22 protein-coding genes and 1 tRNA gene are annotated in these 24,763 nt (G+C 70.8%); 3 read left to right on the top strand and 20 right to left on the bottom strand.

Going from position 1 to position 24,763, the window contains the following annotated elements; all coding sequences use genetic code 11:
• Nucleotides 1–47 precede the first annotated feature (47 nt).
• Nucleotides 48–848, bottom strand: coding sequence for an SGNH/GDSL hydrolase family protein (locus tag ACZ55A_RS07735; RefSeq protein ID WP_468835811.1), 801 nt, complete (start codon nt 846–848; stop codon nt 48–50).
• A gap of 250 nt (nt 849–1,098) precedes the next feature.
• Here ACZ55A_RS07735 and ACZ55A_RS07740 point away from each other — a divergent pair, with 250 nt between their 5' ends.
• Together ACZ55A_RS07740 and ACZ55A_RS07745 are read left to right on the top strand one after the other, a co-directional pair.
• Nucleotides 1,099–1,905: a tyrosine-protein phosphatase gene (locus ACZ55A_RS07740; protein WP_468835814.1), complete on the top strand. Its 807-nt coding sequence runs from the start codon at nt 1,099–1,101 to the stop codon at nt 1,903–1,905.
• Between the two features lie 48 nt (nt 1,906–1,953).
• Nucleotides 1,954–2,373 (top strand): GNAT family N-acetyltransferase, encoded by a 420-nt coding sequence (locus ACZ55A_RS07745; protein ID WP_468835817.1) that lies wholly within the window; start codon nt 1,954–1,956, stop codon nt 2,371–2,373.
• A 7-nt stretch (nt 2,374–2,380) separates the two neighbouring features.
• Here the strand turns inward: ACZ55A_RS07745 and ACZ55A_RS07750 are convergent, their stop codons facing one another.
• The 17 genes from ACZ55A_RS07750 to ACZ55A_RS07830 form a co-directional block, all read right to left on the bottom strand.
• On the bottom strand, nt 2,381–3,547 hold the full coding sequence (locus ACZ55A_RS07750; RefSeq protein ID WP_468835820.1) for a serpin family protein: 1,167 nt from the start codon (nt 3,545–3,547) through the stop codon (nt 2,381–2,383).
• A gap of 22 nt (nt 3,548–3,569) precedes the next feature.
• On the bottom strand, nt 3,570–4,952 hold the full coding sequence (locus ACZ55A_RS07755) for an aspartate aminotransferase family protein (RefSeq protein ID WP_468835822.1): 1,383 nt from the start codon (nt 4,950–4,952) through the stop codon (nt 3,570–3,572).
• Nucleotides 4,949–6,829: a 1-deoxy-D-xylulose-5-phosphate synthase gene (dxs, locus tag ACZ55A_RS07760; protein WP_468835824.1), complete on the bottom strand. Its 1,881-nt coding sequence runs from the start codon at nt 6,827–6,829 to the stop codon at nt 4,949–4,951. The genes ACZ55A_RS07755 and dxs overlap by 4 nt, the downstream gene beginning before the upstream one ends.
• Nucleotides 6,830–6,915: 86 nt before the next feature.
• On the bottom strand, nt 6,916–7,941 hold the full coding sequence (gene hpnH, locus ACZ55A_RS07765) for an adenosyl-hopene transferase HpnH (protein ID WP_468835827.1): 1,026 nt from the start codon (nt 7,939–7,941) through the stop codon (nt 6,916–6,918).
• Between the two features lie 5 nt (nt 7,942–7,946).
• Nucleotides 7,947–8,615, bottom strand: coding sequence for a phosphorylase family protein (locus ACZ55A_RS07770; RefSeq protein WP_468835829.1), 669 nt, complete (start codon nt 8,613–8,615; stop codon nt 7,947–7,949).
• Nucleotides 8,615–10,666: a squalene--hopene cyclase gene (gene shc, locus ACZ55A_RS07775; RefSeq protein WP_468835832.1), complete on the bottom strand. Its 2,052-nt coding sequence runs from the start codon at nt 10,664–10,666 to the stop codon at nt 8,615–8,617. The genes ACZ55A_RS07770 and shc overlap by 1 nt, the downstream gene beginning before the upstream one ends.
• 106 nt (nt 10,667–10,772) lie before the next feature.
• Nucleotides 10,773–11,837, bottom strand: coding sequence for a polyprenyl synthetase family protein (locus tag ACZ55A_RS07780; RefSeq protein WP_468835835.1), 1,065 nt, complete (start codon nt 11,835–11,837; stop codon nt 10,773–10,775).
• A gap of 53 nt (nt 11,838–11,890) precedes the next feature.
• Nucleotides 11,891–13,300, bottom strand: a complete 1,410-nt coding sequence (gene hpnE, locus ACZ55A_RS07785; RefSeq protein ID WP_468835838.1) for a hydroxysqualene dehydroxylase HpnE — start codon at nt 13,298–13,300, stop codon at nt 11,891–11,893.
• Nucleotides 13,301–13,400: 100 nt separating this feature from the next.
• Complete coding sequence (hpnD, locus tag ACZ55A_RS07790; RefSeq protein WP_468835840.1) at nt 13,401–14,354, bottom strand: presqualene diphosphate synthase HpnD; 954 nt, start codon at nt 14,352–14,354, stop codon at nt 13,401–13,403.
• A complete protein-coding gene (gene hpnC / locus ACZ55A_RS07795; RefSeq protein ID WP_468836602.1) occupies nt 14,351–15,217 on the bottom strand; it encodes a squalene synthase HpnC in 867 nt (288 codons plus the stop codon). The genes hpnD and hpnC overlap by 4 nt, the downstream gene beginning before the upstream one ends.
• Before the next feature lie 449 nt (nt 15,218–15,666).
• Entirely contained in the window at nt 15,667–16,470 is an 804-nt protein-coding gene (locus tag ACZ55A_RS07800) for an ABC transporter ATP-binding protein (RefSeq protein WP_468835842.1), read from the bottom strand.
• Nucleotides 16,463–17,398, bottom strand: a complete 936-nt coding sequence (locus ACZ55A_RS07805) for an ABC transporter permease (protein ID WP_468835844.1) — start codon at nt 17,396–17,398, stop codon at nt 16,463–16,465. The genes ACZ55A_RS07800 and ACZ55A_RS07805 overlap by 8 nt, the downstream gene beginning before the upstream one ends.
• A 77-nt stretch (nt 17,399–17,475) precedes the next feature.
• Nucleotides 17,476–18,348, bottom strand: coding sequence for a glycosyltransferase family 2 protein (locus ACZ55A_RS07810; RefSeq protein ID WP_468836604.1), 873 nt, complete (start codon nt 18,346–18,348; stop codon nt 17,476–17,478).
• Nucleotides 18,349–18,362: 14 nt separating this feature from the next.
• Nucleotides 18,363–19,142 carry a CDP-alcohol phosphatidyltransferase family protein gene (locus tag ACZ55A_RS07815; protein ID WP_468835846.1) on the bottom strand — a complete coding sequence of 260 codons (780 nt, stop codon included), beginning with the start codon at nt 19,140–19,142 and terminating at the stop codon, nt 18,363–18,365.
• Nucleotides 19,120–20,181, bottom strand: coding sequence for an iron-containing alcohol dehydrogenase family protein (locus ACZ55A_RS07820; RefSeq protein ID WP_468835848.1), 1,062 nt, complete (start codon nt 20,179–20,181; stop codon nt 19,120–19,122). Before ACZ55A_RS07820 ends, ACZ55A_RS07815 begins: the two co-directional genes overlap by 23 nt.
• The gene (locus ACZ55A_RS07825) at nt 20,169–20,906 is read right to left on the bottom strand and encodes a phosphocholine cytidylyltransferase family protein (protein ID WP_468835850.1); all 738 of its coding nucleotides are present in this window, start codon (nt 20,904–20,906) and stop codon (nt 20,169–20,171) included. The genes ACZ55A_RS07820 and ACZ55A_RS07825 overlap by 13 nt, the downstream gene beginning before the upstream one ends.
• A complete protein-coding gene (locus ACZ55A_RS07830) occupies nt 20,903–22,708 on the bottom strand; it encodes a DUF5941 domain-containing protein (RefSeq protein ID WP_468836607.1) in 1,806 nt (601 codons plus the stop codon). The genes ACZ55A_RS07825 and ACZ55A_RS07830 overlap by 4 nt, the downstream gene beginning before the upstream one ends.
• 559 nt (nt 22,709–23,267) lie before the next feature.
• On the opposite strand from ACZ55A_RS07830, the gene idi reads away from it, so the two are divergent.
• Entirely contained in the window at nt 23,268–23,879 is a 612-nt protein-coding gene (gene idi / locus ACZ55A_RS07835) for an isopentenyl-diphosphate Delta-isomerase (protein WP_468835852.1), read from the top strand.
• Here the strand turns inward: idi and ACZ55A_RS07840 are convergent.
• Nucleotides 23,854–24,345: an ATP-binding protein gene (locus tag ACZ55A_RS07840; RefSeq protein WP_468835854.1), complete on the bottom strand. Its 492-nt coding sequence runs from the start codon at nt 24,343–24,345 to the stop codon at nt 23,854–23,856. The two genes, idi and ACZ55A_RS07840, sit on opposite strands and share 26 nt — an antisense overlap.
• Before the next feature lie 274 nt (nt 24,346–24,619).
• A tRNA-Met gene (locus ACZ55A_RS07845) sits at nt 24,620–24,693 on the bottom strand.
• Nucleotides 24,694–24,763 lie beyond the last annotated feature (70 nt).

A 24,763-nucleotide genomic window follows, 5' to 3' on the forward strand; every position in this document is an offset into this window, starting at 1 on the left:
AATCGGGGCCTCCGTCATGCCTGGGGGCGTCCGCCCCCACGACCGTCCTACAGCGGCAGCAGATCGGGCCGCTTGGGCTCGACATGGTCACCGGAGGACTCACCGCGCAGCCGACGCCCGATCCACGGGACCAGGTGCTCCCGCGCCCAGTGGATGTTGTCCCGCCGCGCCTCGAAGACCGAGCGCTCGGCCTCCGGGGGCCAGGGCTGGTCCGGGTCGGCCGGCACCCGCAGGCCGAGTACCTGGGCCGCGCGCAGCGCCACCCGGGTGTGACCGTCGGCCGACAGGTGCAGCCGGTCCTGGCTCCAGGCCCGACGGTCCTGCACCGACTTCAGCGACCACAGATCCAGGACCGGGCAGTCGTGCCGGTCCGCGATCGCCCTGACGTGCGCGGTATACGTCGCGATCTTGCCGCGCAGATGCTTGAGCACCGGGATTCCGCGGGTGTCGAAGCCGGTGCAGAGCAGCACCGTGCCGACCGACCGGCGAAGGTCGGCGACCGCCGCCTCATAGCGCTCGGCGACCGCGTCCGGGTCCGAGCCCGGCCGCAGGATGTCATTGCCGCCGGCACAGAACGTCACCAGCGCGGGCGCGAGCTCCTTAGCCCGGGGCACCTGCTCCTCGACGATCTGGTCCAGGAGCCGCCCCCTGACGGCGAGATTCGCATAGCGGAAATCGCCCTCCGCCTGCTGGTCCGAGAGCAGCACCGCAAGCCGGTCCGCCCAACCTATGTACACCCCGTCAGGGCCGGGATCCCCGACCCCCTCTGTAAAGCTGTCCCCGACGGCTGCGTACGACCCGATGGCGCCGTGGGCGCCTCTTCTGATGTTCTTCGAATCGTCTGCCACGCCAGGACATACTTCCTCTTCAGAAGTGACCTACGCCACCGTAACCAGGGGTTGACGGGGCGTGATTAATGCCACCAGGTCAAATTCTCCTCAAGTTGGAATAAAGACCGATCCCGCCCGCTCCCGCACACTTCGGCACACCCAGGACACCCCGTTGCGGCCTGATTGTCTATTGCACCAATGTCGTATCGTCGGATGTGCCCCCGCCTCGTCGACGAGCCGCGTCGGCGGCCGACACCAAGGAGTGCCCGTGACGCAGACGCCGCAGGTCCCCCAGGCCCAGCCCGAACTCGCGGAGGTCCGCAACTTCCGCGATGTGGGCGGACTGCCGACCGTGGACGGGCGTCGCGTACGGCACGGCCGGCTGTACCGCAGCGGGCATCTCGCCCATGCGACGGAGGCGGACGCAGCGTTCCTGGCCGGGCTCGGACTGCACACCATCTTCGACTTCCGCAATGCCGCGGACATCAAGCTGGAGGGCCCCGACGTCGCGCTGCCCGGCGTACGCAATGTGAACATCCCGCTCACCGACCCCGCCGACGGCGCGGAGTTCTGGACGATGGTCCGCGACGGTGAGCTGGACCAACTGCGCGCCGCGCTCGGCGACGGCAAGGCCGCGGCCCGTATGGCGCTGACCTACCGCCACATCATCACCACCCGCACCGAAGACCACAGCCGGGTGCTGCACGCACTCGCCGAGGACAGTGTCCCTGCACTGATGCACTGCGCGGCCGGAAAGGACCGTGCCGGGCTGTCGGTGGCCGTGACCCTGCTGGCGGTGGGGGTGGAGCGGGACGCCATCGAGGCGGACTACCTCAAGTCCAACGACCCGCACCGCCGCTACAAGATCCGCCGCTCCGACAGCTCCCCGGTCGGGATGTCGCCGGAGGTCATGGAGCTGCTGTCGCCGCTGTTCGGGGCGCACGCCGACTACCTCACGGCCGCCTACGACGCGATCGAGCAGACCTGGGGCTCGACGGAGAAGTACCTCACCGACGGGCTGAAGCTCTCGTCCACCACCCGCGAGCGGCTGCGCGACCGGCTGCTGGAGGGCTGACGAGGACCGGCCCGCGCCACGCCCGTAGGCCTGTGGCAGGCTCCCGCCATGATCGGCAACTATGAGTTCTCCAGCGACCCCGCCCGCCTGGACGCCGCCCTGGTGCATCACTGGCTGTCCACCGACACGTACTGGGCGGCGGGTCGTTCACGGGAGAAGCAGGACCAGGCGATCGCCGATTCGCTGAACTTCGGCGCCTACGACACCGCGTCGGGCGCCCAGGTCGCCTACGCACGGGTGATCACCGACCGGGCCACCTTCGCCTGGCTCTGCGATGTCTATGTCGCCCGTGAGGCGCGCGGTAAGGGGATCGGCACGGGCCTGGTCACCGCGGTCCGTGACCACCTCGCGCCCTACGACGTGCGGCGCATTCTGCTCGCGACCGCCGACGCGCACGAGGTCTACGAGAAGGCCGGATTCCGCCCGTTGGCGGAGCCCGGCAAGTGGATGGCCTACGGGCGCCAATAGCGCCGGGTCACGGCTCCACGACCCATCCCGCGACCAGCACCAGCCCAGAGGCCCGGTGCACCGCGAGGAAGCCGAAGGGCCGGTCGTAGCGGGCCGAGATCTCCAGTGACCGGTACGGCGGGGGCGGCGGGACGGAGCCCGCGGCGACCGGCATGACCGTGACCGCCGCTGCCCGGAAGCCGAGCGGGCCGAAGGTCGCGGTCGCCGACTGCCGGGCGGCCGAGACCGCCAGCGGAGTGTCGCTGACCCCCGGGAAGTGGCCGCGTGACGTGTCGGAGGCGGTGGTCAGGCCGAAGAGGTCGGCCCGCTTGAGCAGATCGTGGTCGGCGCCGACGGTGAACCCGACGGTGCTGAGGTCGAAGCAGGGGGCGCCGTCGTAGCTCGGCACCGTCCTCACCCGCAGCCCCGGCCCCGCGCCATCGGTCAGCGCCGCGCCGGACACCGTCGGATACCCGCCGGCCAGCGCCGCGACACCGTGCCGCAGCACCTCACCGCCCGGTGTGTCCGGCCCGCCCAGCAGCAGATGGACGTCCAGGCCGTTGTCGCCCTCGACCCGTACGGCGGTCAGCGGACCGGCCGGGGTCTGATGCACCCGTACCTGCTCCACATCCGGTCCGGAGCGGGACAGCAGCGACAACTCCCGGCCCGCCCACGGCCCTTCGCCCCACAGCACCGGGTAGGCCCGGAACGGCTGCGCCCAGGTCGTCCGCACCAGCAGCGCACTGGCCAGGACGAGCAGCATGTCGGGGGTGATCTGCACCGGCATCTGCTCGATCAGCCCGTCGGTGTGCCGGCGCGCCCAGGCGTCCAACGCCTCCTGGTCCGCGGCCGGATCCGCGGTGAGCTCACCGTGCGCGTCGAGCGGCAGACTGCCCAGCCATGCGGGGTGCAGCGCCAGGGTGCGCCGGGCCCACAGCCCCACCGCGGCGTCGACCCCGTCCGCCGCGTCCAGCGCGGCGATCAGCTCACGGCCCGCGCGTACCGCCTGCTCGGGGTCGATGCCGAGCGCCTCGGCCAGCTCCGTACGGGCCGGTCCGTCCGACGGCCCGGCGAGCAGGGCCAGCAGCGGCCAGACGCCCGCCGCGGTCAGCACGGTGCCCTGCTCCCCCACGGTCTCCCGCGCCCAGCGGGCCGTCATCCCGTTCACGGCCCGTACCGTCGTCGCGGCGACCATCGCAATCCCCCGTAAGCAACTGTCAGCGGTTGGCGACCGCCTGCTTGACCAGCGTCCGCCCGAAGTCCCACATCAGGCCGCCGCCCCCGTGGGCGTCGTCCATGACGGCCGTGAACGCCTCGACGAAACGGTCCACTTCCCGCTCGCCGATGATCAGCGGCGGAATCAGCTTAATGACCTCCAGACGGTCACCGGAGACCTGGGTCAGGATGCGGTGCCGCTGTAGCAGCGGGACCACCACCATCTGCGCGAACAGCCCCTTGCGGGCCGCCTGGAGCATCGTCCAGCGGCTGCGCAGACCGAGGGACGTGGGACGGCCGAACTCGATGCCGATCATCAGGCCGCGGCCCCGTACGTCGTGCAGCAGCTCGTACCGGTCGATCAGTGCGGCGAGCCGGGAGCGCAGCAGCTCGCCGGTGTGCCGGGCGTTCGCCACGATCTCCTCGTCCGCCATCACCGCGAGCACCGCCAGGCCCGCCGCCATCGCCTGGGCGTTGGAGCCGAAGCTGGCGGAGTGCACCAGCACCCGGTCCATGGAGGAGTAGACCTTCTTGAAGATCCAGTCCTTGCCGAGGGTCGCACCGACCGGGACATAGCCGCCGGACAGCGCCTTGGCCACACACACCAGGTCCGGTTCGACGCCGTCCTCGTGCTGGTAGGCGAAGAAGTCGCCGGTACGGCCGAGGCCGGTCTGGACCTCGTCGGCGATCAGCAGGGCCTTGTGCCGGTGCAGCAACTCCTGTGCGGCGCGCAGGAATCCGGGCGGAGTGGGGTGTACGCCCTTGCCCTGGATGGGTTCGACCACGAAGGCCGCCACGTCGCCCCGCTTCACCTCCCGCTCCAGCGCCGCCAGATCGCCGTTCTCGATCGCGGTGTCCGGCAGCAGCGGCGCGAAGCCGTCGCGGAAGCCGTCCTCGCCGTTGACCGAGAGCGAGCCGGTGGTCAGGCCGTGGAAGGCGTGGGTGCAGTAGACGATGCGCGGCCGTCCGGTGGCGTAGCGGGCGAACTTCAGGGCGGTCTCGACGGCCTCGGTGCCGCTGTTGCCGAAGAACACCCGGTCCAGGTGGGGCGCGTGCCCCAGCAGCTGCTCGGCGAGCAGACCGGGCAGCGGCGGGCAGTCGAACCGGGTGAGATCGGCGAGACCGGCGTCCAGGACGTCGTGCAGCGCCTGCCGGACGACCGGGTGGTGCCGGCCCAGGCCCATCACACCGAATCCGGCGAGCATGTCCAGGTAGTCCTGGCCCTCGCGGTCCCAGAAGTAGGCGCCCTCGGCCCGCTCGTAGACCTTGTCGAAGCCGATGGTGTGCAGCATCCGCGGCAGCTGGTGGTTGAGATGGCGGCCGTGCAGGTCGTAGCGCTCATCGCCGCGCTCGGCGAGCAGCTTGGTCAGATCGAATCCGGTCACCTGGTGCCCTCCTTACGGGCCAGCGCGGCGCTGATCCGGCCGGCGATCTCGGCCGGGGTGAGGCCGAGGTCGGCCAGCAGCTCACCGCGCCGGGCGTGCGGCAGGAACTGCTCGGGGATGCCGAAGGTGCGCAGCGGCACATCGACGTCCGCGTCCCGCAGCGCCTGCCCTACCGCCCAGCCGATACCGCCGTTACGGCTGTTGTCCTCGACGACGGCGACCATGGCGTGCTGCGCGGCGAGCGCCGGGATGGCCTCGTCGACCGGCTTGACCCAGCGGGGATCGACGACCGTCGCATCGACGCCGCGCGCCGCGAGGAGCTCGGCCACCCGCAGACACACCAGGGCCATCGCCCCGACCGCGATCAGCAGGACGTCCGGGTGCGGGGTGCGGTGGAGCACGTCGAGGCCGCCGATCCGGTCCACGGCCGGGACCGGGTCGTCCACCGACTCCTTGGGGAAACGGATGACGGTCGGCGCGTCGGACACGTCCAGCGCCTCGCGCAGCTGGGCGCGGAGCTGGTCGGCGTCGCGCGGTGCGGCGATCCGCAGCCCCGGTACGACGCCGAGCACCGACAGGTCCCACATGCCGTTGTGCGAGGCACCGTCGGTGCCGGTGACCCCGGCCCGGTCCAGGACGAAGGTGACCCCGCACTTGTGCAGCGCGACGTCCATCAGGACCTGGTCGAAGGCGCGGTTGAGGAAGGTGGCGTAGACCGCGACGACGGGGTGGAGGCCGCCGGTGGCCAGCCCGGCCGCGGAGACCGCGGCGTGCTGTTCGGCGATGCCCACGTCCCACACCCGGTCCGGGTAGGCCTCGGCGAACTTCCCCAGCCCGACGGGGCGCAGCATCGCCGCCGTGATGGCCACGACGTCCTCGCGCTCGGCGCCGATGCGGACCATTTCGTCACCGAAGACGGACGTCCACGAGGGTGCGCCGGGCGGGGTGGCGGGTGCGCAGGTCAGCGGGTCCATCACGCCGACGGTGTGGAAGTGGTCGGCCTCGTCCTCCAGGGCCGGCGGGTAGCCGCGGCCCTTCTCGGTCAGGCAGTGCACCAGCACGGGTCCGTGGAAGCCCGCCGCGCGGCGCAGCGCCGACTCGACGGCGGCGATGTCATGGCCGTCGATCGGTCCGACGTACTTCAGGCCCAGGTCCTCGAACATGCCCTGGGGCGCGATGAAGTCCTTCAGGCCCTTCTTGGCGCCGTGCAGGGTCTCGTAGAGCGGCTTGCCGACGACCGGGGTGCGCTCCAGGATGTCCTTGCCGCGGGCCAGGAAGCGCTCGTAGCCGTCGGTGGTGCGCAGGGTCGCCAGGTGGTTGGCCAGACCGCCGATGGTCGGCGCGTAGGAGCGCTCGTTGTCGTTGACGACGATGACCAGCGGGCGGTCCTTGGCGGCCGCGATGTTGTTCAGCGCCTCCCAGGCCATTCCGCCGGTCAGCGCGCCGTCACCGATGACGGCGACGACATGGCCGTCCCTGCCGCGCAGCTGGTTGGCCTTGGCCAGGCCGTCGGCCCAGCCCAGCACCGTCGAGGCGTGGCTGTTCTCGATGACGTCGTGCACGGACTCGGCCCGCGAGGGGTAGCCGGAGAGACCGCCCTTGGCCCGCAGCTTGGAGAAGTCCTGCCGGCCGGTCAGCAGCTTGTGCACATACGACTGGTGGCCGGTGTCCCACAGGATGCGGTCGGCCGGTGAGTCGAAGACCCGGTGCAGGGCGAGGGTCAGCTCGACCACGCCCAGGTTCGGGCCCAGATGGCCGCCGGTGCGGGCGACGGCCTGGATGAGGAAGTGCCGGATCTCCTCGGTGAGTTCGGGCAGGCGCGCCTCGGGGAGCGCCTTGAGGTCGCGCGGTTCCCTGATGTGTTCCAGCAGCGTCATGGGTGATCGGTCCCCCTCTGCTCGTTCGCTGACCGTGCCTGCCGGGGAGCCCCGGGACGACGGGCTCCCCGGCGCTTCTCATCGGGTCATCCGCGGTTGGCGGCGATGGTCTCCTTGGCCGCCCGGAGGGATTCCCTGAGGGAGCCCATGGTGGCCAGGACGGCGGTGGGCTCGTAGCCGCAGTGGGCCATGCAGTTGGCGCAGCGCGGGTCCTTACCGCGGCCGTACTTGTCCCAGTCGGTCTCCTCGATGAGCTCCCGGTACGTGGGGACGTAACCGTCGCTCATCAGGTAGCAGGGGCGCTGCCAGCCGAACAGCGAGTAGTTGGGGATCGCCCAGGCGGTGCACGGGAAGTCCGCCTTGCCCTCCAGGAAGTCCAGGAAGAGCGGGCTGTGGTTGAGCCGCCAGCGGCGCCGGTTGCCGCCGGCGAAGGCCTTCTTGAACAGCTCCCGGGTCTGCTCGACGCCCAGGAAGTGTTCCTGGTCGGGGGCCTTCTCGTAGGCGTAGGCGGGCGAGAGCATCATCTCGTCGACCTGGAGGTCGTCGTTGAGGAAGTTGAGGACCTCGATGATGGTCTGCGGGGTGTCGGTGTTGAAGAAGGTGGAGTTGGTGGTGACCCGGAAGCCGCGGCGCTTGGCCTCCTTGATGGCCTCCACTGCCTCGTCGAAAACGCCTTCCTTCGCGACGGATTCGTCGTGCCGCTCGCGCATCCCGTCGATGTGCACCGCGAACGCGAAATACGGCGAGGGGGTGAACTGCTCGATCTTCTTGCGCAGCAGCATGGCGTTGGTGCAGAGGAAGACATACTTCCGCTTCGCCACCAACTGCCGCACGATTTCGTCGATCTGCGGATGCATCAATGGCTCGCCGCCGGCGATGGAGACCATCGGGGCCCCCGACTCCAGCACCGCCCCGACCGCCTGCGCCACCGGCATCCGCTGCTTGAGCACACCCGCTGGGTGCTGGATCTTCCCGCAGCCCTCGCATTTCAGATTGCATGCGAAGAGCGGTTCCAGCTCGACAATGAGCGGGAATTTCTCACGCCGGCGCATCATCTTCTGTTCAAAAAGATAGGTTCCGACCCGGATGGACTGACGGAGCGGCATGGCCATCTGGCTCACCTCCAGGGGAGCAGCAAAGAACGGTGCCATTCATAGAGAACGGGCAATACGGCGCGCAGAACTTTGAAGGCCGATATTCCACCGCGCACGGTGCCGATACGTACGAGTTCATGTTCTGGAGCGTCCACGACCACCCGGACGGCCGCAACCGGACGGCGGCCGGCGCGCTGTGCCGCCCGGAGCGTGGCGGCGGACTCCATGTCCACCGCCACCGCCCCGGCGGCATGCAGCTCGGCGCGCTCGGCGCCCCGTACGACGTGGTCGGAGCCGCGCAGCAGCCCGCTGTGCACGGTCAGGCCGCGCTCCCGCAGGGCGCGCAGCAGCGGGCCGTTGTCGCGGCAGGGCACGTCGGGGACGCCGGGGCGGTGGTCGCGGGTGGCCTCGGCCACCACCACGTCCCCGGGGCGCATGCCCGGGGCGAGGCCGGCGCAGAAGCCGCTGGCCACCACGGGGGAGCGCGCGGTGGGCGCGCCCTCGCCCAGCGCTTCGGCCAGTGCGTGTTCGGCCGCCTGGGGGCCCATGCCGGTCCGGAGCACGACCAGCTCCGGACGCCCGGCCCCGGCCGCCGCCGCGCGGCCGCCGCCGCGCAGCGCGAACCGCTCGATGCCCAGCGCACAGGCGACCAGCAGCGGTGGCTCCGCGTCGGCGGGTGGCCGCTTCGGCATCAGTGCCCCACCGCAGCGCCGGCCGGTCCCCCGTTGAGGTAGCGCCCCAGGGCCGTCAGCGGGAAGACCTGACGGTAGAGGTGGTAGTTGATGGAGAAGTCCCAGGGGAAGCCCGTACCGGTGAAGTACGGCTCATCCCAGGAGCCGTCCTCGCGCTGGGTCGCGGTCAGCCAGCGCACCCCGCGCCGTACCGCCTCCCCGTCCCGCTCACCTGCCGCGAGCAGCGCCATCAGCGCCCAGGCGGTCTGGGAGGCGGTCGAGGCACCGCGGCCCGCCCACCGCTCGGCGTCCTGATAGGACCGCTGGTCCTCGCCCCAGCCGCCGTCGTCGTTCTGCACCCGCTCCAGCCAGCGCACGGCCCGGCGCACGGCCGGGTGCGAGGCGGGGACACCGGCAGCGGCGAGCGCGGGGAGCACCGAGCCGGTGCCGTAGACGTAGTTGGTGCCCCAGCGGCCGAACCAGGCGCCGCTGGGCTCCTGTTCGGCCAGCAGCCAGGCGATCCCACGGCGGGTGCGCGGGTCGTGCGTACGGCCGACGTCGGCCAGCATCTCGACGACATGGGCGGTGACATCGGCCGACGGCGGGTCGATGACCTCACCGAAGTCGCAGAACGGCAGGCGGTTGGGGAACGGGCTGGTGTTGTCGACGTCGAACGCGCCCCAGGCCCCGTTCCTGGACTGCATACCGAGGTTCCAGCGCACCGCGCGGCGCACCGCACTCTCCACCCGCTGCGGATCGGGGTGCTTGACCCGGCGCAGCGCCAGCACCACCTCCGCGGTGTCGTCGATGTCCGGGTAGTTGCCGTTGTCGAACTCGAACGCCCAGCCACCGGACGGGAGTTGAGGGCGTTTGACGCTCCAGTCGCCGGGCCGGCCGATCTGCTCGGCGAGCATCCAGTCGGCCGCCTTGAGCAGCTGGGGGTGGTCGGCGGGCACTCCGGCATCGGCGAGCGCGATGGTGGCCAGACAGGTGTCCCAGACCGGGGACTGGCAGGCCTCGATCATCCGGATGGGGGCGCCTTCCGGGCCGCCGTCAGGCCCAGGGGGGCCCTCGCGCCATACGGCGAACCGGTCCAGCGACGCAAGGCCGGTACGCAGCACGGGGTGGTCCAGGTCGTAGCCGAGGAGGTGCAGGGCGATGAGGGAGTACACGGCGGGGGGCTGGATGCCGCCCCAGCAGCCGTCGTTCTCCTGCCGTTCGATGATCCAGCGGGCCGCGGAGCGCATCGCGGCGCCGCGCAGTCCGCGCAGTGCGACCTTGTGGTAGAGGTGCAGCGCCTTGTCGAGGCGCTGGAAGAGGCCGTCCCAGCTCGTGGCGGGGGCGAGTGGCCGCGGCGGGTTGGGGTTGCGTGGATCGGTGTGCAGCTCGTCGAGCGCGAACGGTGCCGGGCGCACCGGGCGTTTGGCCGAGACGATGGTCAGCGGCACGATGGTCTGCCGCGCCCAGCACCCGAAGTCATAGATGTTGAGCGGGAACCACTTGGGCAAGTAGAGGATTTCCGGCGGAAGTTCGGGCAGGTCTTCCCACTTCCACCAGCCGAAGAGGGCGAGCCAGATGCGGGTGAAGACCCGGGCCGCGGCCATCCCGCCCTGCTCGCGGATCCAGGCCGAGGCGCTGGCCATGTGCGGTGCGCCGGGCTCGTCCCCGGCGAGCCGGAGGGCGACATAGGCCTCGATGGTGGCGGAGAGTTCGCCGGGACCGCCGTAGAAGGTGGCCCAGGTGCCGTCCGTGCGCTGTCGGCCGCGGATGTGACGCGCGGCTGCTTCGGTGATCTCCGGGTCCTGGATTCCCAGGAACTGACGGAGCAGCAGGTCCTCGGCGTCCATCGTGACGTTGGTCTCGAGGTCGCCCTTCCACCATCCGGCGGGGTCCTGGAGGGACAGCAGGTAGTCGGTGGCGCGGGCGGCGGCGCGCCGGGCCGACTCCGCCGTGTCGTGGAGTACGGCGGTCCGTGTGCTGTCGGGCGATGCGGTTGTCTCAGCGGTGGCATCGCTGGCCGAGGGGGCCCGGGGCGGCAGCGCCCCGGTGCTTCCGTCGGTCGTCGCTGTCATGGCTTCCCCTTCTGCAGTGAACTGTCAATGCGTGTTCAGGGATTCCGTCGGCCGATGCCCGGCTGGCACCGGCCGGCGACTGCGAACTATTCGGTGTCGATGGTGCTCATCTCTGTCGTACGACGACGAAGTCCGCAAGGGCGACCAGCTGGGCACGGACCTGCTCCGGCATCTCGATCTCGTCCAGCGCCGCGATGGCGGTGGCGTGCTGGCGGCGGGCCTCCTGGGAGGTCCACTCACGGCCGCCGGCCTCCTCGATGAGGGCCGCGCGGGAGGCGAACTCCTCCTCGGTGAAGTCGGCGATCTCGGTCTCGCTCTTCTTGGCGTCGGCGGCCAGGATCTCGGCCAGCCGCTCGGAGGCCGGCCCGCCGGCCGCCAGCGCGGCGACGACCGGCAGCGACTTCTTGCGCTGACGCAGATCGCTCCAGGTCTGCTTGCCGGTGGCCTCCGGGTCGCCCCAGATGCCCAGCAGATCATCCACGGCCTGGAAGGCGAGGCCGAGGTGGTAGCCGTACTTCTCCAGGGTGTCCGCGGTGCGGTCGTCGGCGCCGCCGAGGACCGCACCGATGGAGACGGCGCAGGCCAGCAGCGCGCCGGTCTTGTTGCCCTCCATCTCCAGGCACTCCTCGACGGTGACCCGCTCGCGGTGCTCGTAGGAGATGTCCTGTGCCTGGCCGTCGATCAGCTTGCGGGTGGCCAGGGTGAGCCGGCGGGTGGCGCGGCCCGCGTCCACCGTGCCGAGCTCCAGCAGTATTTCGTTGGCGAGCGCGAACAGCGCGTCGCCCACGAGGATGGCCTGCGCGGGGCCGTGCACCTTCCACACCGTGTCGCGGTGCCGGCGCTGCTCGTCGCCGTCCATGAGGTCGTCGTGCAGCAGCGAGAAGTTGTGCACCAGCTCGACGGCGACCGCGCCGGGGATGCCGACCTCGGGGGCCGCGCCGGCGACCTCGGCCGACAGCAGGGCGAGCGCGGGCCGCACGGCCTTGCCGCTGTCGCCGGAGCTGGGGTTGCCCTGGGCGTCGATCCAGCCGAAGTGGTAGGCGGCGACGGTGTCCATGGGAGGAGCGAGCCGGTCGACGGCGGCACGCAGCACGGGAGTGGCGAGTGTCCGTCCGCGCTCAAGCAGCGCGGTGACGCTCGCGGTGTCGATAGCTGGGGAAGCCGGATTCACGGTTTCTCCTCTGTTTCCGATGCTCGTGCTCGTGCGAGCGCTCGTACTCGTAGTCATGCCGCCTCCTGAGGCAACTGGCCCTGGGGGAAGCCGAGTTCAATGAGTGCCTCGCGAGCGGCGGCAGTGCCGCTGCGAACAGCGCTTTCCATGGTCGCGGGCCACCCGGTGGCGGTCCACGCACCGGCCAGGTACAGGCCGGGAGCTCTGGTACGGGCGGCGGGGCGGAGCCTGCCGACGCCCGGGGCGGGCGCGAAGGTCGCGGTGCGCTCGCGGGTGACGAAGAAGTCGAGGATCCTGGCGCCCCGGGCGGCGGGCAGCAGCCGCTCCAGCTCGGGCAGATAGCGGGCGCGCAGCTTGGCGACCGGCTGGTCGATCTCCTCCTGCGCGGCGGACTGCGAGACGGCCAGGTACTGGCAGCGCTCGTTCCCGGCGAGGCGGGTCAGCCCGGAGGCGTCGGTGCGGTCGAAGACCCACTGGACGGGCGAGCCGACCGCGGCGAAGAAGGGACGCCGCAGCACCCTGCGGTCGTAGACGACATGGAGGTTGAGGATCGGGGCGGTGCCGATGTCCAGCAGCCGGTCCTTGGCCGCCACCGCCCCGTCGGGCAGCAGACCGTGCGTCTCGCGCTGCGGTACGGCCAGGACGACGGTGCCGGCGGTCAGCTTCTCGGTGCCGTGCGGGCCGTTCTCCACCGAGACCTGCCAGCCGTCGTCGCCGCGGTCGAGCGCGGTGGCGCGGGTCCGCAGGGCGAGGCGTACCCCGGCCTTCTCCAGCGCGGTGCGCGCGAGGGTGTCGTGGACATCGCCGAGGGGGACGCGGGACCAGCCGATGTCGGCGGCGCCCGGGGCGGACAGCAGCCCGGTCTTGAAGACCTTGGCGGCCAGGCCCAGTGAGGCGTCGGCGGCCCGGGCGTTGAGGGTGGCGATGCCGACCAGGTCCCACAGCGCCTCGACGGCGCGGGACGACTGGCCGTAACGGCGCAGCCAGCCGGCGAAGTCGACACCGTCCAGCGCGGGGTCGGCGGGGTCGAGCCGCTTGAGTGCGAGGGTGGCGCGCACGACGCCGGCCCGCTCGGCCGGTGACAGATGCGGATAGCCGGCGAGGCTCCTGGCCAGGTGCAGCGGGACCGGCGCGGCGGTGCGGCGCAGCCGGCCGAGCCGCATCCGGTCGGCGTCCAGGACCGGTACGTCCATGCGCTCCTGGAGCGGGACCAGATGGCGCGCGTCCAGCCGCTCCAGCAGCCGGTCGTACGCGGTGCAGCAGCGCAGATGGACGTGCTGGCCGTTGTCGACGCTCAGCGCGCCGACGGCGCTGTCGCGGCGGAAGGAGAAGACCAGTCCGCCCAGCCGCGGCCGGCCTTCGACGAGCGTGACCCGCAGCCCCGCGTCGGCCAGCGCGAGCGCCGCGGTGGTGCCCGCGAGTCCGCCCCCGATGACCACCGCGGTGGTGGCGTGCGATGTCATGTGCTCTCCCCCCGTACGTGATTCATGGACGCAGCCACCCGGGGGAGGGTTGCCCGCCCTGGTGACGCGGGGTCACCACTGTCGTGCGCGGCCCGGCTGATCATCCGCGCCTCCTGACGGCCTGCCGGCGGCCGATCGCCCGTGCGTCGAGTCCGGACAGTCCGCGCACCGCGACGAACGCCTTCTCCCGGCCGGGCAGCGAGACCCGGCCGCGCAGCACCGCCTCGGGGTCGGCGGCGATCCGGGTGAGCAACCGGTGGTAGATACCGGCCATCGCGGCCACGCAGGCGCCGCTGCGCCGGTCGAGCATCGGCAGCAACCGGAAGCCCTCGGCGAACAGCGCGCGGGCGCGGTTGGCCTCGAAGTGCACCAGTCCGGTGAAGTCCGAGCCGGCGGGCGGGACCGGGCCGTCGAAACCGGCCGAGCAGCCGAATTTGGCCAGGTCCTCCGCGGGGAGGTAGGTCCGGCCGTTGTCGGCGTCCTCACGAACGTCCCGGAGAATATTGGTGAGTTGGAGGGCGAGGCCGAGGGTGTCTGCGTACTCGGCGGCGCGCTCGGCGTCCGGTGCCCCCGGTACGGTGCCGAAGACGCCCAGCGAGAGCCGGCCGATGGCGCCGGCGACGCAGCGGCAGTAGACCTTGAGGTCGTCCCAGGTCTCATAGGTCTCGCCGCGCACATCCGCCAGCACACCGTCGATCAGCTCGTCCAGCGCATCGAGCGGGATGGGGAAGCGCCGGGCGGCGTCGGCGAGCGCGACGGCCACCGGGTCGGTGTCGTCCTCGTCGATCCGGCCGTCCTTGATGCGGGCCAGCACCGCCCGGGTGTCCTCCAGGCGCTGCTGCTTGGCCGCGGTCTCCAGATTGCCGTCGCCGATGTCGTCGACCCGGCGGGAGAAGGCGTAGAGCGCCGACATGGCGTGTCGCCGGTCGGTCGGCAGCAGCCGGATGCCGTAGGCGAAGTTTCGTGCCTGCTGCCCGGTGATGGCCTCGCAGTAGCGGTACGCAGCGAGCACCGGCGCGGACACGTGTGCGGTTGCCTCCACGGTCCGACTCACCCCTCTCTTCGCAGTGTCGACCCCACCGCGCGCAGCAGGCTGAGCTTGGTCGGCTTGGGCGGTCCGGGGAGTACGTCGTGTTCGGCGGCCGCGACCGCCTGGAGTGCGGCGCGTCCGCCGGCGACAAAACCGGCCAGCAGAAGCTTGAGTCTGCCGTGGACGCTACCCACCAGCGGGGTGCCCTCATTCAGCAGCTCACCGGCGCGTTCGGCCTCGTAGGCGATCAGCGCGCGCACCGATGCGCCCCCGCTCGGGGCGGCCAGATCGGCCTCTGTGACGCCGAAGCGTTTCATGTCCTCGGCGGGAAGGTAGATGCGGTCGCGCCCGAGGTCCTCGGCCACGTCCTGGAGGTGTTCGATGATTTGCAGGGCGGTACAGACCGCGTCGGAACGCCGGATCCGCTCGGGGGACGAGGTGCCGGTGATGCCGAGGACGAGCCGGCCCACGGGGTTGGCGGACAGCTCGCAGTAGGCGACCAGGTCGTCGTAGGTGGTGTAGCGGCTGACCCGCTGGTCCTGGCGGTTGGCCTCGATCAGGCCGAGGAACGGCTCGGGGCTCAGCTCACAGCGGCGGACGGTCGGCCCGAGCCGGCGCATCAGCGGATGCTTGGGGCCGGGGGCGCGGTCGCTGAAGACGCGGTGCAGGTCCGCCTCCAGGGCGTCCAGCAGCGCGGGACGGTCGTCGTACTGTGCGCGGTCGAGTCCGAGGAGTACGGCATCACCGCCGCCGGGCGCGAGATCGCCGTCGCCGATGTCGTCGACGAGCCGGGCGAATCCGTAGACGGCCATCAGATCGTCCCGCCAGGCGCGGGGCAGGAAGAACGGCGCGACCGGGAAGTTCTCGTGTGCGGCCTGGTCGAGCACGGTGCGCGTCTGGTCCCGCCCGTCACCCGCCGCCACCCTTCGGAGGAAGGCGCGACGCGCCCGCTCGTTGTCTCGGCTCACCGGGGGCTGCCCGGCGCATTTCGGTGCCGGAGCGAACCAGTAGCCATTGCCGTCACGTCTCCCGTTCTACACCGCCAAGCTAAAACATCCTATTTCGGACACGCCGCAGCTGACGACGCGCCGCAATCGAGCCTTCATCGCCCTCTTGGGTGAGTATCGCCCGATTTATACCACTTATGCTGTTCGGTACCCGTACAGCTTACGCCGTACATCTCGCCCGCCTCCGAGCGGGTACCGCAGCCCGCGGCCACGATCCGGTCAACATCCACTTCCGTCCGAACTGTCCCCGGCTCCCGTGGAGTTGACCGCAATTCAACCGTTGAAGGCCTCCGCGAGGCGGTCGCGGAGGCCTTCCGGTGCGAGCTGGGCTACTTGCCCGTCTCCTTCTCGTAGGCCTTGATGACCTCGTCGGTGGGGCCGTCCATCAGCAGTTCACCGCGTTCCAGCCACAGCACCCGGTCGCAGGTGTCGCGGATGGACTTGTTGTTGTGGCTGACCAGGAAGACCGTGCCGGCTTCCTTGCGCAGTTCGCGGATGCGGGCCTCGGACCGCTTCTGGAAGCTGCGGTCGCCGGTGGCCAGTGCCTCGTCGATCATCAGCACGTCGTGGTCCTTGGCCGCGGCGATGGAGAACCGCAGCCGGGCGGCCATCCCGGAGGAGTAGGTGCGCATCGGCAGCGAGATGAAGTCGCCCTTCTCGTTGATGCCGGAGAAGTCGACGATGCCGTCGTAACGCTCACGGACCTGCTCACGGGACATGCCCATGGCCAGACCGCCGAGGATGACATTCCTCTCGCCGGTCAGGTCGTTCATCAGGGCCGCGTTGACGCCCAGCAGGGAGGGCTGGCCGTGGGTGTAGACCTTGCCGCGCTCGGCGGGCAGCAGCCCGGCGACCGCCTTGAGCAGGGTCGACTTGCCCGAGCCGTTCGAGCCGATCAGACCGATCGACTCACCGCGGTAGGCGGTGAAGGACACGCCCTTGACCGCGTGCACCTCGCGCACACCGCTGGAGGGCTTGCGGCGGATGATGCGGTTGAGCGCCGCGGTGGCGCTGCCCTTGCCCGCACCGGTGCCGTAGACGCGGTAGACGATGTGCAGATCGTCCGCGATGACGGTCGGGATCCGCTCCTGGGCGGCCTGCGTCGGCTGGACGCCGTTGTTCTGCTCAGCCACGTCCGTACCGCTCCTCAGCCTTCCAGAAGTACACAAAGCCGACGACGCCCATCAGCAGCGCCCAGCCGCCGGCCCACGCCCACGCCCACCATTCGTGCGGCAGCTTGTCCAGTGTGAAGCTGTCGATCAGGGCGAAGCGCATCAGGTCGATGTAGAGGGCGGCCGGGTTGGCGTCGAGCAGGAACTCCACGAACGCGGGGACGTCCTTGCCCTTGAGGATCACGTCGATGCTGAACATCACGCCGGACGCATACATCCACGTCCGCATGATGAACGGCATCAGCTGCGCCAGGTCCGGCGTCTTGGAGCCCAGACGCGCCATGACCATCGCCAGTCCGGTGTTGAACATGAACTGCAACGCCAGCGCCGGGATCACCAGCAGCCACGACCAGGTGGGCATCTGCCCGAAGCCCAGCAGGATGAGCAGCAGCACCCCCATGGAGAACACCAGCTGCTGCAACTGCATCAGGCAGAACGAGACCGGCAGACAGGCCCGCGGGAAGTGCAGCGCGCGCACCAGACCCAGGTTCCCCGAGATCGACTTCGTGCCGGCCATCACCGAGCTCTGGGTGAAGGTGAAGATGAAGACGCCGGTCACCAGGAACGGCACGAAGTCGGGGACGCCGTTCCTCGTGCCGATCAGCAGGCCGAAGATGAGGTAGTAGACGAGCGCGTTCAGCAGGGGCGTGGCCACCTGCCAGACCTGTCCCAGCTTGGCCTGGCTGTACTGCGCCGTCAGCTTGGCGCTGGCGAAGGCGGAGATGAAATGCCGCCGGTGCCACAGCTGCCGGACGTACTCCGGGAGGCCGGGCCGGGCCCCGCTCTGCGCGAGCCCGTACTTCTCGGCCCGCTGGGCAGGCGAGAGCCCTTCGTCGGAAGCTGGCGGGGCACTCATGGCGACCGCACTGTCGTGCGTGGTCTCGCTCACAGTTGACACTTTCGTCCTCAAGGTGCGCTGCCGGGGCCACGCCCCGGTTCGCGCTGATGCTCTCAGATACGAGCTTGTCAGATGACGGGAGGGCGGCCCAGTCGGGTCAGTCGCCAAACGGTAGCCCACTTCATGGGGCGCCTGGGACCGCACGGGGTGACCCAGCCCTCCTTGAAGCCGCCCAGCCAGGCCCGCAGCGCCGGCCTCGACGGCCGGCGGGCAAGGGTGAGCAGAAACCAGACACCGAGATAGACCGGAACCAGCAGGGCAGGGAGGTTGCGCCGGGCCAGCCAGACACGGTTGCGGGCCACCATCCGGTGGTAGACCGCATGCCGGGCCGGGGCCGTCGTCGGATGGAAGAGGACCATGTCCGACCGGTAGTCGATCAGCCAGCCGGCGTCCAGCGCCCGCCAGGCCAGGTCGGTCTCCTCGTGGGCGTAGAAGAAGTCGTCCGGCAGCCCGCCGACCTCCGCGAAGACCTTGGTACGCACCGCATTGGCGCCACCGAGGAAGGTGGTCACCCGCGAGGAGCGCATCGGGTCGGAGGCGCGCAGCCTGGGTACGTGCCGGCGCTGGGTCTCGCCGGTGTCCGGGTCGGCGATCCGGAAGCTGACGATCCCGAGCTCGGGGTCCTTCGCGAACGCCTCACGGCACAGCTCGGCGGTGTCCTCCCTGGCCAGCAGCCCGTCGTCGTCCAGGAACAGCAGGATGTCGACGTCGCTGCCGCCGGGCCCGAAGGCCTCGATACCGACGTTGCGGCCGGCCGGGATGCCGACGTTCTCCGGCAGCTCGACGGTCCGTACGCCTTCGGGCAGCTCGGGCAGCGGCGAACCGTTGCCGACCACGGCGATCTCGATCGGGTCGCCGTCCTGCTTGGCCACCGAGTCCAGCAGCGCGCGCAGCTCGTCGGGGCGGTTGCCCATGGTGATGACAACCGCACCGACGCGCATCCGGTCCGCCCCCGTCATTTGAGCCTGCTGGAAGCGAGGATGGACACGAGGTGGAGCAGCGTCTGGAGGACCGCGATACCGGCGAGCACCGCGACGCCCAGGCGCGAGAAGAACAGGTCGCCCCTGACCGTGTCCAGGACCGCCAGGCCCAGGATCAGCAGGGACGCCTCGACCCCGAGCACGAGCCGGTGGAACTTCAGCGCCGCGGCGGCCTTGCGGGCCAGCGCCATTCCGGACGAGCGCGGCTCGGACGCCGCCTCCTTCACCGGCGGCAGCCCGCCCTGGTGGCGGGCCACACCGACGAGATCGGTCTCGGCCTTGATCAGAATGGCGCCGAGAGCGGCGAGGGTGCCGAGGAAGGCCCACAGCCAGTCGATCCGCCCGGAGCCCCACAGGTCGGCGGCCCGCAGACCGAAGCCGACCAGGACCGCGGCGTCGCACAGGTACGCGCCGACCCGGTCCAGGTACACACCGCCCAGCGAGAACTGCTTCTTCCAGCGGGCGATCTCGCCGTCGACGCAGTCGAGCAGCAGGTAGAGCTGGACCATCAGCACGCCGAGCACGGCGCCCGCGATCCCCGGCACCAGCAGCGCCGGCGCGGCGAGGACACCGAAGACGGTCATCAGGTAGGTCAGCTGGTTGGGCGTGACCCGCGTGTTCACCAGGTGCCGGTCGATACGCAAGGAGATCTCGCGCATGTAGAGCCGGCCGGCCCAGTGCTCGCCGCTCCGCCGGTCCTTCACCCCCGGGGGGTGAACGACCGGCCGGAGCTCAGCTACCGATGGCTTCTGCATAGTCGGCGTATGCGTCCCTGATCTGGTCGATGGACAGGTCGAGGTGCTCCAGGATGGTGTAGCGCCCGGGCCGGGTCTTGGGTGCGTACGCGACGGCCTCGACGAATTCCTCGTCGGTGAAGCCGATCTCACCCGGCGTGACCGGCAGGCCGTGCCGGCGCAGCACCTCGACCATCAGGTCCCTGGTCTCCTTGTCCCCGCGCAGATGCGTGGCGAAGGCGGCACCCAGTCCGCACTGCTCACCGTGGCTCGCGGCGCGCTTGGGGTAGAGGATGTCCAGGGCGTGGTTGATCTCGTGGCAGGCACCGGACGCCGGGCGGCTGTCGCCGGCCACCGACATCGAGATACCGGTGAGGACCAGGCCCTCGGCCAGCACCTGAAGGAAGCCGTCGTCACCGACGCCGCCGGGGTGCCGCAGCACCGCCTCGCCGGCCTGGCGCGCCATGGCGGCGGCCAGCCCGTCGATCCCCTCACCGGTCTCGCGGTGCGAGAGCTCCCAGTCCGCGACCGCGGAGATGTTGGAGATCGCGTCGCCGATACCGGAGCGGACGAACCGGACCGGGGCCTCGCGGATGATGTCGAGGTCGATCACCACGGCGATCGGGTTCGGCACACCGTACGAGCCACGGCCTGCGTCGTTGTCGAGCGTGGCGACCGGCGAGCACAGCCCGTCGTGCGACAGGTTCGTCGCAACGGCGACCAGCGGCAGGCCGATGCGCGCCGCGGCGAACTTGGCACAGTCGATGATCTTGCCGCCGCCGAGGCCCACGACCGCGTCGTAGTGCCCCTTCTTCATGGCGTCGGCGAGCTTGATCGCGTCGTCCAGGGTGCCGCCGCCGACCTCGTACCACTCGGCGCCGGGCAGCGCGGGCGACAGCCGCTCACGCAACCGGGCTCCCGAGCCGCCGCTGATCGCGATGGCGAGCTTCCCGGAGGCGGAGATGCGCTGATCGGCCAGCAGGCCCGCCAGGTCGTCCAGGGCGCCGGCGTTGATGTCAACGACGACCGGGGACGGAATGAGGCGGGTCAGTACTGGCATGCGATGTCACGGCCCTTCGCCAGGTCGTCGTGGTTGTCGATCTCGACCCACTTGACGTCGCCGATGGGGGCCACATCCACCTTGAAGCCGCGGTTGACGAGCTCCTGGTAGCCGTCCTCGTAGTAGAGGTCGGGGTCCCGCTCGAAGGTGGTCTTCAGGGCGTCGGCCAGCTCCTCGGCGGCGGAGCCCTCGATGAGGGTGACGCCGATGTACTCACCGGTCGCCTCGGCCGGGTCCATCAGCTTGGTGATCTTCTGGACGCCCTTGGCGGGGTCCACGACGACCTTCATCTCCTCGTCGGCGAGCTGCTTGACGGTGTCCAGCGCGAGGATGATCTTCTGGCCGTTGCCGCGCGCGGCGAGCAGGGTCTTCTCGACGGAGACCGGGTGCACGGTGTCGCCGTTGGCGAGGATCACATCGTGCTTGAGGGCGTCACGGCCGCACCACAGGGAGTAGGCGTTGTTCCACTCCTCGGCCTTGTCGTTGTCGATCAGAGTGAGCTTGAGGCCGTACTTCTGCTCCAGGGCCTCCTTGCGCTCGTACACGGCCTCCTTGCGGTAACCGACGATGATCGCGACCTCGGTCAGGCCGATCTCGGCGAAGTTGCCGAGGGTCAGGTCGAGGATGGTGGTGTCGCCGTCGACCGGCACCAGAGCCTTGGGCAGGGTGTCGGTGTAGGGACGCAGACGCCGTCCGGCGCCGGCAGCCAGCACGAGGCCGATCATGCGGGTTCTCCTTCATCGTGTACGGCGGGTGCTTGGGAGGACACCCAGAAGCGGATGCTCTCGATGAGCACCAGCAGCGCAAGGACCACGGCAAGCGCGGTCAGCGCGATTGTGAAACCTGAGGGGGACAGTGCGGCGGCGAGGACGGTGATCGCAAGGATCCGTCCCTCATGTCCGCCGGTCGCCCGGACCAGCCACCGGGGCGGGGCTCCGGTGCCACCGCGGATGCGGTAGACGGTGTCGTAGTGATGGTAGGCGACCGCCGCGACCAGCCCGAACGCGGCGGGCAGCGCCCCGGGGACGTCCGCGCGGGCGGCCAGCACCAGGATCGTGACGTACTCGCCGGCCCGGAAGAAGGGCGGTACGAGCCAGTCGAGGGCGCCCTTGAGCGGCCGGGACACGGCCGCTCCGGCCAGCAGTGCGGAGCAGACGGCGACGCCGACGGTGAGCCAGGACGAGGGGTCGTCCTCGAAGATCACCCAGACCAGCAGCACCGCGGCCGAGAGAAACGCCATAACGGGGGCGAGGTAGGAACCGGTCCGGCCGCGGCCCCGCGCACTGCCGGCGATCAGCTCGGCGAGTGGGCCGGAGTCGGCGAGGTCGGCCAGCGCCAGGGCGGCGCGGTCGGTACGGCGGGCCCGCCGGGTCAGCGAGCGCAGCACCCGTCCTGCCGTGGTGTAGGTGGCGGCCAGCGCACAGCCGATGAGCAGGGCGTAGAAGACGATGCGCGGGGTGGTCAGCGCGGTGAGCACCGCGATCATGGCCCAGCGCTCGCCGATGGGCAGCACGATCATCCGGCGTACCCAGACCGTCCAGCCGACGCTGTCGAGCTTGTCGGAGAGGGCGGCGGTGGGGCTGGTGTTGCCCGTGGCGTCGTGGTTCGCCTCGTTGAACGAGAAGTCGACCACATGCCGGCAGGTCTGGAGCACCATCGCGCCGAGCGCCAGCGCCCAGACGTCATCGCCGCCGCGGGCCGCGCCCAGGGCGAGGCCCGCGTAGTACGCGTACTCCTTGGCCCGGTCGAAGGTGGCGTCCAGCCAGGCGCCCATCGTCGAGTACTGAAGGGAGTAGCGGGCGAGCTGCCCGTCGGTGCAGTCCAGGACGAAGGAGAAGAGCAGCAGGAAGCCGGCGGCGATGAAGCCGCCGCGGGTTCCGGTGGCCGCGCAGCCGGCCGCTATCAGCGCGGTGAGCAGCGACGCGGTGGTGACCTGATTGGGGGTGAGCCCGCGGCGTGCGCACCAGCGGGCGAGGTAGCGGGAGTACGGGCTGATGCAGAAGGTCGTGAAGAACCCGTCGCGGGACTTCACGGCGGTGCGCAGCCGTACCGCCTCGTCGTCGACGGCCGCGACGGCCTCCCGTGCCTCCTCGCGCTGGGCGGGGGTCAGGGCGACGGTGGCGACCAGGGTGCCCGGCTCGACGCGGTGCAGTCCGATGTCGTCGCGGTCCAGGGATTCGGTGAGCGTCTCGGTCAGCACGTCCGTGAGGTGGGCGGTGCCGGCCCCGACCGGGATCCGGCCGAGCGCCCTGGCCAGCGCGGGGCGTGCCGCGGGCTGCACGGTGAGCGCGCCCGGCACGGCCGCCGCCGGGAAGCGGGGGTCGGTCAGCGCGAGCCGCAGCGCGTGCAGATGGCCGACGAAGCGGGGGTCGACGACGGCGATCCGCTCCTGCGCGGGCACGGCGGCGATCAGCTCGGCGGCGGATGAAGGATCGTTCGCCGTGCGGACGTCAAAGCCCAGCGCGCGCAGGTCGGCTTCGAGCGGCGACCCGGCGACCGGCGGACCGGTGAGGATGGCGGTCGACAGACGAACTCACTCCTTGGATGCTGACAAGGCAGCACGGGTCGGTTCGCAGTCAATCCGCATTCGATACGAACTACCCGGGCAGCGGGCGTGGCACACCTGGCGCCCGGAGGGGCTGGGTGGCACGTCGGCAGAGGCTATCGGATCGCCGGATGCGGCCGTTCACCGCGCATTCACCGCACGATCGAGTGACCGACGGCTGCGCCTGCCGCGATCATCATGGTGGATCGGGGGCCGCATGAACAACTGGCCCGCGGCCCGGGCGCCCGATCCGGTGCCGGTTATGAGCGGGCTGGTCACGCGGCGGGCGGGTTGTGCCGGGGCCGGTGTGGTGAGAGCCATCCCAGGTCCGGGGGTGAGCGCCGTCCACCGGGCCGGCCGGCGGGTCGCGCGGCGCCGGCGCCGTCGGAGGTCCGGCGGGCGGGCGCGGGTGTGGCCCCTCTCACGGCGGTCGCTCACGCCGGGCGGTGCGCGCGAGGTGTGGCGCCGCGCACCCACTGTGCCGCTGATCAGGACCCGGCTAAGGCAGACTTGGCGTCGTAGACCGACGACAAGGATGGGCATGCCGATCACACCTGCCAACGGACAGACCGCCGGGGACGCGGCGGTGAGCACACCGGGCGGCGCCGCCGAGCCGATCATGCTGGAGCTGGTCGACGAGGACGGTACGACGATCGGCACCGCGGAGAAGCTGACCGCGCACCAGCCTCCGGGGCAGCTGCACCGGGCGTTCTCGGTCTTCCTCTTCGACGAGAAGGGCCGGCTGCTGCTCCAGCGCCGTGCGCTGGGCAAGTACCACTCCCCCGGTGTGTGGTCCAACACGTGCTGCGGCCACCCGTACCCCGGCGAGGCGCCGTTCGTGGCCGCGGCCCGGCGGACCACGGAGGAGCTGGGGCTGGCGCCCGCGCTGATGGCCGAGGCGGGCACGGTGCGTTACAACCACCCCGATCCGGACTCCGGGCTCGTGGAGCAGGAGTACAACCACCTGTTCGTGGGGCTGGTGCGGGCCGAGCCGGCGCCGGATCCCGACGAGGTCGGCGAGATCGCGTTCGTGACGCCGCAGGAGCTGGCCGAGCGGCACGCCAGGGCGCCGTTCTCCTCATGGTTCATGACCGTGCTGGACGCGGCGCGGCCGGCGGTGCGCGAGCTCACCGGACACGCGGCGGGCTGGTAGCGAGCGGGGTGAGCGGCAGTTCGGCCCAGATGGCCTTGCCGCCGTTCACCGTGTGCTCCACATCGCATTTGCCGCCGGCCTCGGCGGTGAGCGTCTTGACCAGCCACAGCCCACGGCCGCCGACGTCCCCCTCCTCCGCCTCCAGTGCCTTGGGGCGGTAGGGGTGGTCGTCCTCGACGGCGACCCGCAGCCAGTTCGCGCCGATGGTGACCTGCACGGCGATCTGGGGCGAGAGCAGGGCGGCGTGCTGGACCGCGTTGGTGACGAGTTCGGAGACGATGACCAGCAGGCCGTCCATGATGGTGGCGGCCACCGGCGCACGCTGTTCGATGAGCAGGTCCCGGACCGCGTGGCGGGCCTGCGGCACCGAGGCCTCCAGTGCCGGGGCGGTGAACCGCCAGACACCTTCGTACGCGAGCGGGGAGGTCAGCTCTTCAGGGGGCTCTGCGGGGGGTCCGGAAGGCATCCTCACAGGAAGAGTGTTGAGAAACACTTGGTCCGGACCGGCCTGCTGAACACAAGTCAGCGCCTATCGACGCCTTTTGCCCCATTCTGAAGGCTTCGATCGACCGGACGACCGATCCTGTTCCCCCGGGCCCGGTTCGCGGAACACACCGGACGGGCGACCGTACGATCCACGCCATATGAGCCACCCGGACCCACCGGCCACACCCAACCCACCCCGCGCAGACAGCACAACAGGCCCGGCGCCTGAGCACCGGACCTGCTGTACGTATCAGTAGCGGGGACAGGATTTGAACCTGCGACCTCTGGGTTATGAGCCCAGCGAGCTACCGAGCTGCTCCACCCCGCGTCGGTTGCCCCCACATTACGGGCCGGCGGCCGCAGGACCAAATCGATAATCACCCCAGGTGTCGCGGACC

It is taken from the genome of Streptomyces sp. NPDC034111 (genome assembly GCF_055575375.1).

Coding starts and splice junctions, on each gene's coding strand:
- ACZ55A_RS07840 (WP_468835854.1), bottom strand. CDS start 24,345: ATGCCTTCCGGACCCCCCGCAGAGCCCCCTGAAGAGCTGACCTCCCCG.
- ACZ55A_RS07770 (WP_468835829.1), bottom strand. CDS start 8,615: ATGCCGAAGCGGCCACCCGCCGACGCGGAGCCACCGCTGCTGGTCGCC.
- hpnH (WP_468835827.1), bottom strand. CDS start 7,941: ATGGCCATGCCGCTCCGTCAGTCCATCCGGGTCGGAACCTATCTTTTT.
- ACZ55A_RS07820 (WP_468835848.1), bottom strand. CDS start 20,181: ATGCCAGTACTGACCCGCCTCATTCCGTCCCCGGTCGTCGTTGACATC.
- idi (WP_468835852.1), top strand. CDS start 23,268: ATGCCGATCACACCTGCCAACGGACAGACCGCCGGGGACGCGGCGGTG.
- ACZ55A_RS07815 (WP_468835846.1), bottom strand. CDS start 19,142: ATGCAGAAGCCATCGGTAGCTGAGCTCCGGCCGGTCGTTCACCCCCCG.
- dxs (WP_468835824.1), bottom strand. CDS start 6,829: ATGACGCTGCTGGAACACATCAGGGAACCGCGCGACCTCAAGGCGCTC.
- ACZ55A_RS07810 (WP_468836604.1), bottom strand. CDS start 18,348: ATGCGCGTCGGTGCGGTTGTCATCACCATGGGCAACCGCCCCGACGAG.
- ACZ55A_RS07750 (WP_468835820.1), bottom strand. CDS start 3,547: ATGGTCGCCGCGACGACGGTACGGGCCGTGAACGGGATGACGGCCCGC.
- hpnE (WP_468835838.1), bottom strand. CDS start 13,300: ATGACATCGCACGCCACCACCGCGGTGGTCATCGGGGGCGGACTCGCG.
- ACZ55A_RS07745 (WP_468835817.1), top strand. CDS start 1,954: ATGATCGGCAACTATGAGTTCTCCAGCGACCCCGCCCGCCTGGACGCC.
- ACZ55A_RS07825 (WP_468835850.1), bottom strand. CDS start 20,906: ATGATCGGCCTCGTGCTGGCTGCCGGCGCCGGACGGCGTCTGCGTCCC.
- shc (WP_468835832.1), bottom strand. CDS start 10,666: ATGACAGCGACGACCGACGGAAGCACCGGGGCGCTGCCGCCCCGGGCC.